Raw genomic sequence first — 14,179 nt, forward strand, 5'->3', positions numbered from 1 at the left:
AATTATTAGTTTTAGTTATCACAACGGTTTATTATTTGCGAACGATGTAATGAAATCTCCCCACGTTAAATTGTTCTGACCGGCTTTATGAGATTTCGCTCGGCGGATAGCCATATTAGCTGCGGCTTCAACTATCCATTCAAAATTTTCTTCACCGACTGAATGAACATCAGCATCGGGTGCCGGGTTGCAGAAATCTATTGCATAAGGGATACCGTCCCGCATTGCAAATTCCACAGTGTTAAAATCATAACCAAGCGCGTTATTCAATGCAAGAACACCTTCTTTAACTTTTTCAAGAATTTTGTTTTCGACAGGTTTACCACCACGCACATAACGGAGATGATGCGGTTGTTTCGGATCATACTGCATTATGTGAACATCGCGTCTGTCGAGACAATAACATCTGAAATATTCTTTAAAGATCACTTCTTCCTGAAGCATCATTACAAGCTGACCTGTTTCATTGTATGCTTTAAAAAATTCTTCGGCGTTGTTCAGCTTATAAACATTTTTCCATCCGCCGCCTGCAAATGGTTTGAAGTAGGCAGGAAAGCCGACGTAATTGAAGATTGATTCCCAATCCAAAGGATAAGCCAAATTTCTGAATGAGTTGGAATTAGTATCGGGTGGATGAACATTCGACGGAAGTAATACAGTTTTAGGAACAGCTACTCCAATTTTTGTTGCAAGTGCATTATTAAAAAACTTTTCATCCGCGCTCCACCAGAATGGATTATTGATAACTGCAGTTCCGCTTATTGCTGCGTTCTTTAAGAAGCCTCTGTAAAACGGAACGTCTTGTGAGATTCGGTCAATAATAACATCATAACCTGATGGTTCGCCCTGCACAACTTTGTCAAGTTTAACGAATTCAGCAGTTATACCTGATTCTTTTTTTGAATTTACTCTTTCAACAAATGCCGGAGGAAAAGTGTTTTCCTGTCCGAACAGTATCCCGATTTTTTTCATCTGACTCCCGAATGAATAATATATTTTAAAATTTTTAGTTAGAAGATGACCGGTTCAGTTAATCATTTATCTGGCTGAGATAATATGGGAACATTTCGCGCCACCAGTTCCAGTCGTGACCTGTTCCTGATCGTACATCAAGCCAGTGTTTAATATTCTTTTCATTTAAAATTTTTGAAAGAATAATATTTTCATCAAGGCACATATCCCATTCACCGGTACCAAGTACAATTCCCATTTCCCTGTACCTGCTTAAATACCAGAGGTCGTTAAGTCCTGAAAGATAGTCCGGCGGATTATTAAAGTAACAGTTGTCATCATAATAACCCATAACAAATTGTTTTATGTTATAGGCGCCACCCATACATAACAGGTAACCGACTTTGTCAGGGTATCTGAACGCCATATTAGCAGCATGGTAAGCACCGAAACTGCATCCCGCTAAAGTCACTTTTCTCATACCTGAATCATACTTTGCAAATTCGATGACATCGTTGAGTATAAGCTGCTGGTAACCAATATGAGTTTTAACTCTGTCAGCAGGATGTATGGAATAGTTATACCAGCTTTCGGAATCTATTCCATCAGGACAATAAATTTTTATTCTTCCTGAATTAATTAATTCAGATGCGGATTCAACAAGTTTAAAATCTTTACACTGATAATATCTTCCTCTTGAAGTAGGAAAGAGTATAACAGGGAATCCTGAATGACCAAAAACCAACATTTCAAACTCCCTGCTCAAGTAATGGGAGTGCCACTTATGGTATTCTTCTTTCAAAACAAATCCGGAATTATCATTGAATAAAAGGAATCTTGACGAATGATCTGATTTTGTTATTCATCAATTTGAGGAGCAAATATATAAAATTATAATCTCTTTTCAAGTTTGGTAAATTGATATTATACACTTATTAGAGTATTTTGGAATCCGATTTTTGATACGGATATGCAACAAACTCCTTTAATGTCTCAGTACTATAAGATCAAACAATCTTACCCGGATACTATTTTATTATTCAGGGTCGGGGATTTTTTCGAAACTTTTGAAGAAGATGCTAAAACTGCATCCAAAGTACTTGGGATAACACTAACCAAACGAGCAAACGGCGCCGCTGAACATGTTGCACTTGCCGGATTTCCACACCACGCTATTGATACTTATTTACCAAAACTTGTAAGAGCCGGTTACCGTGTTGCAGTCTGCGAGCAGATGGAAAACCCAAAGTTTGCTAAAGGAATTGTTAAAAGAGACGTTGTAGAAGTTGTAACTCCCGGTGTAACTTTATCAGATAAGCTACTCGATCATAAAAAGAATAATTATCTCTTTGCGGTTTGTATAAAAGAAGAAATTGCTGGAATATCATTTTGTGATATTTCCACCGGAGAATTTTTTTGTTATGAAATTCATTCATCACGATTAAATCAACAGATCGAATCAATACTTCCCGCCGAAATTTTAGTTCAGAAAAAAGAACAGGAAAATATTTTAAAGATTCTGAATTCAATAAACCTTAATGCAAGAATTTCAAAACTTGATGACTGGATTTTCAATTTTGAATACGCTAACGAATTGTTCAGAATGCAATTTAAAACGCAGACGCTTAAAGGATTTGGAATTGAAAATCTTCAAACAGGAATTATTGCCGGCGGAGCTATTCTAAATTACCTGCAGGAAACACAGAAAGTAAACCTGTCACATCTGAACAAAGTTGCGTTGTATAATCCTTCCGATTATATGATACTTGATCAGTCAACAAAACGTAACCTGGAAATAACTTACTCGATGCAAGAAGGCAGCAGGGAAGGATCGCTAGTCTCAATCCTTGATAAAACAAAAACTGCAATGGGGGGAAGACAATTTAAGAAATGGATTTCATCACCATTAAAAAAACTTGAAGCAGTTTTAGTGCGGCAGAAAAAAGTTGAAGCATTCGTTGGTGACCGGAAGACGCGCAAATCATTAGTTGAACAGTTGAGTGAAATCGGTGACCTTGAAAGACTGATTTCAAAAGTGTGTACAGGCAGAGCAAACCCGAGAGATATTTCGGCATTAAAAAGTTCGCTTCAAAAAATTCCTGTCATTTCAGGAATATTAATAAGCAGTGAAAAGGATGAATTCGGATTAGTTTCAGAAAAATTAATCCTTCTTGATAAACTTGTTCAAAAAATTCAAACAGCACTTGTTGATACTCCTCCTGCAAGTTTAACTGAAGGCGGTATTATTCGAAATGGTTTCAGTCCTGAACTAGATGATCTGAGAAATATTTCAGTCCATGGTAAAGACTGGATCGCTAATCTTCAAAAATCAGAAAGAGAAAAATCAGGGATCTCTTCTCTCAAAGTAAATTTTAATAAAGTGTTTGGTTATTACATCGAGATAAGCAACGCGAATAAAGATAAAATACCTGCTGACTATATCCGCAAACAGACGCTTGTAAATTCGGAAAGATATATCACTCCCGAACTAAAAGATTATGAAGATAAAATACTTAACGCTGAAGAAAAGATTTATGAACTCGAATCTCAGTTGTTCAATGAATTAAGATTATTTATTGCTGACGAAGCAGAATCAATTCAAACCAATGCGAGAATAATTGCTGAACTTGACTGTTTCATTTCTCTTGCTGAATGTGCCGAAGAATACAATTACTGCAAACCGGAAATGAGCAATGATGATCAGCTTGAAATTGTTGAAGGAAGACACCCTGTTATTGAACGGCTGCTGTCGCTGGGAGAAAAGTTTACTCCAAATAGTTGCAAGCTTGATAATTCACAAAACCAGATAATCATTCTTACAGGACCAAATATGGCTGGCAAATCTGTTTATCTTCGCCAGATAGGACTGATTGTTCTGCTCGCTCAAATTGGTTCATACGTTCCGGCTAAGTCTGCAAAGATTGGAATGATCGATAGAATATTCACGCGTGTTGGTGCAAGTGATAATATCACTGCGGGTGAAAGTACGTTTCTTGTTGAGATGCAGGAAGCGGCAAACATACTCAACAATGCAACGTCAAAAAGTTTAATACTTCTTGATGAAATCGGAAGAGGTACAAGTACATTTGACGGGATTTCGATTGCGTGGGCTATTACGGAATTTATTCATGAAAACCCTGATGTGTCGGCAAAAACTTTATTTGCTACTCACTATCATGAATTAAATGAAATGGCTGAGTTATTTCCGCGGATAAAAAATTATAAAGTTGAAGTCCGTGAATATGATGATAAAGTTATCTTTCTTCATAAAGTCAATCCCGGTAGTGCCGATCACAGCTATGGAATACAGGTTGCACAAATGGCTGGTCTTCCACTTTTTGTTACAAACCGTGCGAAGGAAGTACTTGAGAATCTTGAGAGCAAAGAACTCACTCCCTATGAAGTGAAAAAGGAAAAATTAAAAAAGATGCAAAGCGCAAGCGATAACCAGATAAGTTTGTTTGAAATTAAAGATGATAAACTAAGAACTGAAATTGGTGATCTTGAAATTGATAGTCTTACCCCGATTCAGGCGCTTAACAAACTGAATGAACTGAAGAAGAAAGTAAAAGAAGATGTTGAGTCGAGATAAAATATTTATCATTTCTGCATTGGTAGTTTTTATCATAGCCGGATGTGCGAAAGAATATTCACCTGAAATTCAGAAGTATATTAATGAAGTAGAAAAATCGCGTGTTGAAAAGAATGAGTATATGAAAAACGATCCTTCATCGCCTTTCAATTTTAAAGGAAAGATTGAATTTCATCCTCTCAAATACTTTGATATAAATCCGGAGTTTGTATTTGAAAGTAAATTAACTGAATATGATCCAAGGGATACAGTAATTATTCTCGGGACAAAAGGCGAAGAAAGAAAACTTTTGCGTTATGGCTATTTCACTTTTAAATATTCCGGAAAAGAATTTAAGCTGAATGTATATGAAGGCACTTCTAAAACAGGTGAAACATATCATATGATCCAGTTCACGGATAAAACAACAGGAGAGGACACATACGGTGTAGGACGTTATATTGATTTTGAATTATCATCTGATAAAAATATTGTTTATACAATTGATTTTAATCTTGCTTACAATCCTTATTGTGCGTACAGCAAAGATTACTCTTGTGCTATCCCAACTAAAGAAGACCATTTAGATCTGGCAATAGAAGCCGGCGAAAAAAACTATCACTAAAATTTAGGCGGAGAATATTGTGGTTATCGTTCTTGAAAAAAATGTGACTGATGTTCAAATAGAAAATATAATTAAACGATTGGAAGACTTTGGATTCGCTGTTCATCGTTCAACCGGGCATGAACAGATTGTGCTTGGCGCAATCGGTGTGCAGCCGAATTTTGATATCCGCAAAGTAAAAATACTTGAAGGTGTTGACACAGTTTTCAGAATAAGTGAACCTTTCAAGCTCGCAAGCAGAAGTTATCAGAAAGAAAATACACAGATAAAAATTAAAGATGTTCTGATCGGCGGTGAAGAAATTGTTGTAATGGCGGGACCCTGTTCTGTTGAAAATGAAAAACAGATTTTTACAATTGCTGAAATGGTTGCAAAGTCAGGCGCAAAGATTTTGAGAGGCGGAGCATTTAAACCAAGAACTTCGCCGTATTCATTCCAGGGATTGGGAGAAGAAGGATTAAAGTATTTAAGAAAAGCCGGGGATACTTTTAATCTGCTTGTAATAACCGAAGTGATGGAAACGACGCAAATACCGCTGGTTGAACAATACACTGATATTTTCCAGGTCGGCTCAAGAAATATGCAGAACTTTTCTTTACTTCGTGAACTTGGTAAAACGTCAAAACCGATTATGCTGAAAAGGGGAATGTCAGCAACCATTGATGATTGGCTTGGTTCAGCAGAATATATTTTATCAATGGGTAATAAAGAAGTGATGTTGTGCGAAAGAGGCATAAGAACGTTTGAAACATACACACGGAATACTTTTGATATTTCAGCAATTCCTGTTGTGCATAAAAAAAGTCATTTGCCGGTGATCGCTGACCCATCACACGCAACGGGAATACGTGATAAAGTAATACCAATGGCTCGCGCCGCAGTTGCTGCAGGCACTGACGGGATTATGGTTGAAGTGCATCACGATCCGGATAAAGCTCTGAGTGATGGTCCGCAGGCACTGTTACCTGACCAGTTTGATTCAATGATGAAGCAGATAAAATTAATTGCTGAAGTGATTGGAAGAAAGGTTTGATCACGTCAAACGTCAGATGTGAAATGTCAGACGATCGTTATTTAATCAATAACATTTTCTTACTCGATGTGAAATTTCCGGCGGTAAGTTTGTAGATGTAAAACCCGCTTGCAAGGGATGATGCATCAAATACCACTTCATAACTGCCTGCATCTTTAAATTCATCAACTAATTTTGAAACCTCATTACCGAGTATATCATAAACTTTCAACGTTACCCGATGTAGAGACAAGACTTGCCTCGTCTCTACGGATGGAATTGAGTATTTAATTTTTGTTGCAGGGTTAAATGGATTAGGATAATTCTGTTCAAGTGAAAATGTATTTGGAATACTTTGCACTTCAGCATCAAGCACCTCGCTGTAGGAATATGAACCATCTATATCTATCTGCTTTAACCTGTATGAATATTTCCCGGGGTTAACATTTGTATCCACAAATCTATAATTCTTTTGTGAATTGGAATTACCATAACCACTAACAAATCCAACTTTAACAAAATTGTGGACTGCGGACTGCGAGCTAAAGACTTGCCTCTCTATATCAAACCCATAATTATTTGTTTCCGTTTCAGTTGTCCAGTTAAGAATGATATCGTTGTCTTCAACTGTGGCTGTGAATAATGACAGTTCAACAGGAAGAGGTGATGAAGAAGGCGACTCAAAATTTCCTTGTGAGGTTCTTTCGGTTGTAAACCAGGGCGAATTACTATCAAGAGAATATATAACGCATTGATTAGGAGATTGTTCTTTCCATATCAATCCTGCTTCACCTGAAAAATTATTTATACCGCTAATAGTTATTTCAGCGACCTTTGTCCCGGGTTCAGTATAACTGATCTGTGCTGACATTAATTCAAAATCTTCTTCGTTTAGAAAAAACGGGGGCAAAACATTTAAAACAATTACATTTGAATTTACTATTGATATCTCCGAAGTATAGTATTGAAATACTTCGCTGTTGTTAACGGATATGAGAGGATTTAAAAAATCATTATGGTTAAACGAAAGTGAGAAATCACTTGCCCCAAGATAAAAATCAGATTGAACATCAATCTTAATAAAGATGTCGAAAATGAAATCGCTCCCGTTGGAATGCTGATTTTTAACTGAGACAGTATATGATTGAGAGTAGGAAGTGCTTCCCATCAGTACAATCATAAAAATAATTGCAAAACTTTTTTTCAAATTTCTCCCCTGGTTCTTTATTTATTTCAATTCACACCTGAAAACTTATTTTTATTTTTCCACGCAAGTATTTTATCAGCGTTATCAACTATGCCGTCCATATTTAAATCAGCATTATGATAGCCGGATGTGTTATAAAAATTCCAGATGTTGTTAACGTCGTGTGCGTTTACCTGTTCATCGGCATTTATATCACCTGCTGCAGAGCCCCATATTCCTGGACTTAATTCGATCAAAGCATTATTGTTAAGAGTATTATTACTCGTTGAAGTAAAATCAAAAATCTCATTTCCCTGTGACGTCAGATGTATTGCAGATGAGCTTATTAACTTTAAATGAGTTCTGTGTTTTATTTGAATGAAATAATTTCCCTCATTCACATAATAAAATCTTAATTGGGTGTTTCCGAAAATATCTGTTACCATTCCGTCAGAATTAATCAAACAGACTTTTGAATAGGATGTTGTATCAGCTCCGGTAATGCTTATTAAAGTGCAAAGCAGCCAGTCAACCGTGCTTTCGGGAATGCTGTCAACATACTCTTCGCCGGCATAGAAGTAGGGCAGAACATTATAGGGTTGTGTCAGCGGAAGTAGTTCATTCATTGCAAGTGTGTTTGATAATCCGTTACCGTTGTAAGCGCCTTCAAGAAATAGTTTGATGTTAACACTCACACTATACGAACTTAGAAGTGATGAATCATTCACTGCTGAATTGATATTAAGTTTTCCATAACCATAAATACTTCCCGAAGTACTTCCTGTGAACTCATCTTTTAAAGCATTGTTCCTGATTGCAGAGTACATCTCGGCAATAGAAAGATTGGGATAGACATTTAATATCAATGCAGCACAACCAGCTGCAACAGGCGCCGACATACTTGTTCCTTCCATCACATAATAATTTATATCGCCACCCGGAGTACCATCATTATCTATCCAATATGGATTAACGGCTGTCAATACATCCCTGTCACGAATTGAAATCAACGCACTGCCAGGAGCAACAATATCAGGTTTTTGTAATCCATCAATCCTTGGACCCCTGCTTGAGAAATCAGTTACTTCATTTAATGTTTGATTGAATGAATAAATATTTGAGTTTGATGCAGTCCAATTTTCACGTGAGACATAAGCCCCGACACAAAATGCATAGTCCGCTGTTGACGGAGATACGATTGTATAATTTGGATCAGGGTTATGAAAAGTTACTGTCCCGTTTTTATAATGTTCGTAGATATGAAATTTCTGGACAGAAGATGAATGATTTACAACTCGTAAATAATATGTCCCGTTTCCTTCAGGCAAAGTTGAAAGTGTTTGTGAAATAGATGATTCAGTTCCTCTTATGCTTTCGGTTGTCGGGAATGAATATGAATTTGTCAATTCATTAAAGTTTGAGTCATAATACTTTAATGCAAGATTATTTCTTACGCCATATCCGTCAAACCAAACAAGATTAAAATTTAAATAAGTTGAGTTTGCGGTAACACCACTTACATTAACTCGAATAAAATCTGATGAATCATTTGCACTTACAGTTCCTGAAAAATGTCTTGCAGAATTTCCAAAATTACCTGAAGCAAGAAATACAGCAGTTCCATTTGAATAACACCAGTCAACTTTCTGATCCTGTGTTGATGAACCATCATGAAATGTATCCCAGTTTCCATAGCTCATCGAAATAATTTTTGCGTTGTAGGTGTTAACGGCTGCATCCATCGCCATTACAATCGATGTTGTACTTGCTGCACCGGAAAAGTCATTGCCGATTTTTAGAAATATAAGATCAGCACCAGGAGCAGTTCCGGAATATTTCCCTCCGCCATTTCCGGTATTATTTTGTGAAAGTGAACCGTTTCCGATTAGCAATCCTGTGACATGTGTTCCGTGACCGGTAATTCTGTTTTCAACATCATCATCAAGAGTCGGATATGATGAGTAATCTTTCTTAGTAATGTTTGACGGCAGGTCTTCATTCAAAGGTTCGGTGTCGAGTCCCGAATCAAGTACAGCAACTTTGACACCTTTGCCTTTATATCCGTTCTGAAACAAGATATCAGCGCCGGTTTTTCTTGTAACTTCATTTCCAGCCGGGTATGATTGAGAATCAGCGAAATCAATTTTCTCCAGAAAAGGTAAGGACAGTATATCATTAATTTTTTCAGGTGAAAGTTGTGCAATAAAAAATCCGAATGGATGATTTGTGAATGGGGGAGTCCAGGTTTCAATCATTGGAATCAAACCTGCTGAGTTGTATTCACTTATCTCCGAAGAATTGGGGAAAGATCTCTGATATACGATTACATTTATTTTCTCTGCCTGCAATAATTTGTTTAGTGATGCCGATTTAATTTTTTCACTTACTGCTTTTACCAGATCGCCGCTTAGTAATTTATGGGAGTGGGGAGGTTGGATTTCAACTATATCTTTACGCTTTATAGAGAAACCATTCTGCGAATAAAGATTAATTGAAAGTAAAGAGATTAATAATAAAACAAATATAAATTTCACTCGTACAGCTCCCCTGCTAAACTATGCTGATAAGGAATAATTTATAAAATAGATATAATACAATATTCCGACTCATTGCAAATCATGACATTCTTATGATACATTCCGGGCACCGACACAACTACTGACAATACATTCATAACATAAAAAACGATGCACGCCGATTAATTATCGTAAGATTAAGGGCAAAGTTGAGAGAATATTTTAGTCAACTTTGAAAACAGCAAAAAATACCTTTATCATGTCTCCAAATAATTTTAATTTAGAATACATCATTAATAATTTAATAGCCTGAAATTGATCAACAAGATTTACACGTCCGGATTACTCATGTTAGTAATCACTGCTTACAGCCTCGCTCAGCAAACTTCAGAAGCAGAAACAAAAAAAACTTTCTATCCAAATGGTATCACCAAAACTGAAGGCACATACATAAACGGTAAATTGAATGGTACTTATTTTGAATATTACCCAAACGGCAAACTGTGGAAAGAATGGCAATTTGTCGATGGAGTTGAAGAAGGTATTTCCAACTGGTTTTTTCAGGATGGTGTGTTAAGTATTACCTGGAACTACAGGAACGGCGTTAAGCAGGGCGTTTCCAAATGGTATTATGAATCCGGTGAATTGTGGTCGGAACAAAATTATCTCGATGGGAAACTTGAAGGTATAACAACTACCTATTATAAAACCGGCGAACTGCAGGGCGAATGGAATTATATTAACGGGTTTCTTAATGATATTTCTCGTACTTACTATAAGTCAGGCAAAGTTGAAGTTGAAAGACGATACCGCGACAACATTCAGCAGGGGATTACGCGGATATTTCATGACAGTAATCTGAACAATGTTGCGCTTGAGGCGATGTTCATCAATGATAAACTTGAGGGCGAAGTAAAAATATTTGATATGGCGGGAAGTGTCCGCGTAAAGGATGATTATAAAAATGGCGAGCTTCTTAACAGGATTCGCTATGATTACCAGGGCAAGTTTGAATCCGAAGAAAAAAATGTTCTGGAATATTTTGAAAACGGATCACTGAAAAAGGAAATGTTCCTTGAAAATGGTATACGTGAGAACTCCACGAAAGTATATTATGAAAGCGGCTATCTGAAAGAAGAATGGAATTTTAAAGCGGACACACTGGATGGCAAGTCATATTTATTTTATGAAAACGGTATTGTTCAATCAGAATTAGAATACATAAAAGGTGAACAAAAAGGTATTACCAAAAACTATTATGAAAATGGAATTCTGAAATCTGAAATTATGTACAGTGAAAATACCAGGAACGGAATTGCGATCACATATTATGATAATGGAAAACTTCAGTCATCCGGGTATTACAATAATGATGTATTGACAAATGAGTTTAAAGAGTATCACGAAAACGGACTTCTCAAGACTCTAGGGACTTATATCAATGGTAAGCTAAATGGTAAAAAACTAACTTATTATAAGAACAGTTTCCTTAAACAGGAAGAGGAGTACATTAACGGTGAACTGAACGGCTGGCTCAGAAGCTATTATGAAAACAGGAAAACTGAACGCGAAGAACTTTATCAGAACGGGAACCTGGTTATTAAAAGAGAATACGGAATTGATGGAATTCTTGTAAGGTCAAATGGAAATTAAGGAGTCAAAATGAAAAACATAAAAATGGTAATTACACTTTTAATTTTAACTGCATCAGTAAACATGGCGCAGGACGGACTCATCCGTTCCTACTACACAAACAAAATGTTAAAGCAGATTGAGAATTTTAAGAATGGAAAACTTGAAGGTACGAACAAGTACTACACAAATGCCGGAACATTGAAGGAAGTAATTAACTACAAGCAGGGGATTAAAGATGGAACTGCACTTTATTATTCAAATGATGGTGTGATTAAAGAAATCATCACCTTCCGTGATAATAAATACAATGGCGAGTTTAGAACCTTTTATGAAAACGGAATCCTGAAAGAAACCGGCACATATAGTAATGGTGTAATTGATGGTGAATACAAATCCTTTTATGAATCAGGTGAGTTATTTGCTTCTGCGGATTTCAGTACCGGTAAACGTGTCGGGGTTTCAAAAGAATATTATAAGAACGGAATTCTGAAAACAGAAGCCGAATTCAAAAATGGAATTCAGACAGGAACAACCAAATGGTATTATGAAAGCGGCAAGATCAAAAGCGTTAACGAATATGACGATGGGCAGCTGCACGGAATGACGACAGAATATTATGAAAGTGGTTCAGTAGAAGCAGAAAGGAATTACGCTTTTGGGAAACAGAATGGAACAGCTAAGGTTTATTTTGAAGATGGCAAGATAAAGTTTGAAGAGAATTATAAATCAGGTGCTAAAGAAGGCATTACAAAATCTTATTATAAAAGCGGCTCAGTGTGGACTGAACAAAACTTTAAAAAAGATAAACTCGAAGGTGAAACAAAAATTTATCGCGAAGATAAAACTCTCTGGTACATCGAAAAATATTCAGACGGTGTTCTGAAAGCATCAACTGAATACGCTAAAGATGGATCAGTAGCGGGTGAAACAAAATATTAATCCGATAAAAAAAATAGAATGAATAAATTCTTATGAGTTCAAAAAAGAATAACCGAAAACAAAATTCAATTCCCGTAGCGCTGATCCAGATTGCATTATCAAAAAATCCTGACTCAAATCTGAAAAAAGCAATTGACTGGATTATTAAATCAGCCAAGACAGGCGCAAAAGTTATCTGCCTTCCCGAATTATACCGTTCACAATATTTTTGTCAGAAAGAAGACATCAAATATTTTGACCTGGCTGAGACGATTCCCGGACCCTCAACTGTGGAGATTGGAAAGATTGCCAAAAAATTAAAAGTCGTCGTCATCGTCCCGATATTTGAAAAAAGAGCAGCAGGACTTTATCACAACAGTTTGGTCATCATTAATTCTGATGGAAATGTTACGGGGCTTTACAGAAAAATGCATATCCCGGATGATCCTGCTTTTTATGAAAAATTTTATTTCACACCCGGCGATCTTGGGTATAAAAGTTTCAAAACTGAATATGGTAATGTTGGGACATTGATCTGCTGGGATCAGTGGTATCCTGAAGGCGCGAGATTGACAGCACTGCAGGGTTCAGATATTATTTTTTATCCAACAGCAATTGGCTGGCATCCTCACGAAAAAGCTGAACATGGAAAAGCCCAGTTCGAATCGTGGCAAACCATCCAGCGTTCACATGCTATCGCTAACGGAGTATTTGTAGCCGCAGTTAACAGGGTCGGGCTTGAAAAAGAAAATCCATCATCACCGGGACTAGAATTCTGGGGCTCATCATTTATCGCCGATCCACAAGGCATTATCATTGCACAGGCATCCGCTGACAAAGAAGAAATTGTTTTTGCCGATATTGATTTAAACAGGATTGAATACATCCGAAGGAACTGGCCTTTTTTACGTGACAGAAGGATAGAAACTTACGGACAAATTAAGGAAAGATTTATAGATCAAAAAAAATCCTGATTCCATAAGATGAAATCAGGATTTAGTATTAATTACAAAATAAATTTATTCAGGCTTTACCTTTGCTTCTTCAAGAAGCACAGCGTAAGAATAACCTGAACCAAAATCTTTATTCACAGTAACTTTTCCTTCAGCAACAACAACCTGACCTACTTCTACCTCATCATTACTCGTTACCATCAGATCAAAATTACCCTGAGCACCGGTTCCATCCTGAAGGTGAATCCAGTTGCGGTTCATTATCTGTGAATTTACTTTTACAACAACACCTTTAACTTTAACAATTTTTCCAGAGAGTGATTCTTTTTCCGAAAATATTTTTTCAATTGTGTAACCGTCAGCAAGCGGCTCAACTTTTATATTTTCTTTCGTCGCAGATCCCACAACTGAATGCACATTTGATAATTGTTCTTTGTTTACCTGAGGTATACGGGATATATCTTCGACAAACAAAACTGATTCAAAAGTTTTATTGAGTGTTTCGCTTTTAAAATCTTTCATCTCCATACTTTTTGTAAAGTAAAGTGTTTCTCCTTCTTTCACTTCCATCTGAGGTACGGCTATCCAGAATTTCTGTCCATTCTCTTCAACATTCAGATAAGTATAGTTGGAAGCATCTAATTTTTCCGTGACAGTAACTGCTCTTGTTCCTGGTTTAGTGTTCTGGTTTATGTTTTCCGTCTGTTCTTTATTCTCGCATCCTGTTATCAGAAATAGTACTATTGCAAAATAAAATAGCTTTTTCATCCTTTTCCTTAATTGTTATTTATTCCCGGTAAATATACAGAATA

The 14,179-nt window shown here is 36.5% G+C and carries 11 protein-coding genes; 6 read left to right on the plus strand and 5 right to left on the minus strand.

Annotated features, from left to right (window positions below; translation table 11 throughout):
* Positions 1–18: 18 nt before the first annotated feature.
* Together IPM56_06530 and IPM56_06535 are read right to left on the minus strand one after the other, a co-directional pair.
* A complete protein-coding gene (locus IPM56_06530) occupies positions 19–972 on the minus strand; it encodes a hypothetical protein (protein ID QQS37606.1) in 954 nt (317 codons plus the stop codon).
* Positions 973–1,030: 58 nt separating this feature from the next.
* Entirely contained in the window at positions 1,031–1,753 is a 723-nt protein-coding gene (locus tag IPM56_06535; protein QQS37607.1) for an esterase family protein, read from the minus strand.
* A 186-nt stretch (positions 1,754–1,939) separates the two neighbouring features.
* Here IPM56_06535 and mutS point away from each other — a divergent pair, with 186 nt between their 5' ends.
* Genes mutS through aroF form a run of 3 tightly spaced genes read left to right on the plus strand, consistent with a single transcriptional unit; the run spans position 1,940 to position 6,180 of the window.
* The gene (gene mutS / locus IPM56_06540) at positions 1,940–4,543 is read left to right on the plus strand and encodes a DNA mismatch repair protein MutS (GenBank protein ID QQS38240.1); all 2,604 of its coding nucleotides are present in this window, start codon (positions 1,940–1,942) and stop codon (positions 4,541–4,543) included.
* Positions 4,527–5,147, plus strand: coding sequence for a DUF1684 domain-containing protein (locus tag IPM56_06545; GenBank protein QQS37608.1), 621 nt, complete (start codon positions 4,527–4,529; stop codon positions 5,145–5,147). The genes mutS and IPM56_06545 overlap by 17 nt, the downstream gene beginning before the upstream one ends.
* Before the next feature lie 19 nt (positions 5,148–5,166).
* Positions 5,167–6,180 carry a 3-deoxy-7-phosphoheptulonate synthase gene (gene aroF, locus IPM56_06550; protein ID QQS37609.1) on the plus strand — a complete coding sequence of 338 codons (1,014 nt, stop codon included), beginning with the start codon at positions 5,167–5,169 and terminating at the stop codon, positions 6,178–6,180.
* 37 nt (positions 6,181–6,217) lie between these two features.
* Here the strand turns inward: aroF and IPM56_06555 are convergent, their stop codons facing one another.
* Both IPM56_06555 and IPM56_06560 read right to left on the minus strand, forming a co-directional pair.
* Positions 6,218–7,030 (minus strand): T9SS type A sorting domain-containing protein, encoded by an 813-nt coding sequence (locus tag IPM56_06555; GenBank protein QQS38241.1) that lies wholly within the window; start codon positions 7,028–7,030, stop codon positions 6,218–6,220.
* Between the two features lie 362 nt (positions 7,031–7,392).
* Positions 7,393–9,879: a S8 family serine peptidase gene (locus IPM56_06560; protein ID QQS37610.1), complete on the minus strand. Its 2,487-nt coding sequence runs from the start codon at positions 9,877–9,879 to the stop codon at positions 7,393–7,395.
* Positions 9,880–10,209: 330 nt separating this feature from the next.
* Between IPM56_06560 and IPM56_06565 the strand changes: the two genes are divergently transcribed.
* Genes IPM56_06565 through IPM56_06575 form a run of 3 tightly spaced genes read left to right on the plus strand, consistent with a single transcriptional unit; the run spans position 10,210 to position 13,388 of the window.
* Positions 10,210–11,514 carry a toxin-antitoxin system YwqK family antitoxin gene (locus IPM56_06565; protein ID QQS37611.1) on the plus strand — a complete coding sequence of 435 codons (1,305 nt, stop codon included), beginning with the start codon at positions 10,210–10,212 and terminating at the stop codon, positions 11,512–11,514.
* A 9-nt stretch (positions 11,515–11,523) separates the two neighbouring features.
* Entirely contained in the window at positions 11,524–12,435 is a 912-nt protein-coding gene (locus IPM56_06570) for a toxin-antitoxin system YwqK family antitoxin (GenBank protein ID QQS37612.1), read from the plus strand.
* Positions 12,436–12,467: 32 nt separating this feature from the next.
* A complete protein-coding gene (locus tag IPM56_06575) occupies positions 12,468–13,388 on the plus strand; it encodes a carbon-nitrogen hydrolase (protein ID QQS37613.1) in 921 nt (306 codons plus the stop codon).
* A gap of 45 nt (positions 13,389–13,433) precedes the next feature.
* Here IPM56_06575 and IPM56_06580 read toward each other — a convergent pair whose 3' ends face one another.
* Positions 13,434–14,135, minus strand: a complete 702-nt coding sequence (locus tag IPM56_06580) for an SH3-like domain-containing protein (protein ID QQS37614.1) — start codon at positions 14,133–14,135, stop codon at positions 13,434–13,436.
* Positions 14,136–14,179: the final 44 nt, after the last annotated feature.

The sequence above is a fragment of the Ignavibacteriales bacterium genome (assembly GCA_016700155.1).
Lineage (GTDB): Bacteria > Bacteroidota > Ignavibacteria > Ignavibacteriales > Ignavibacteriaceae.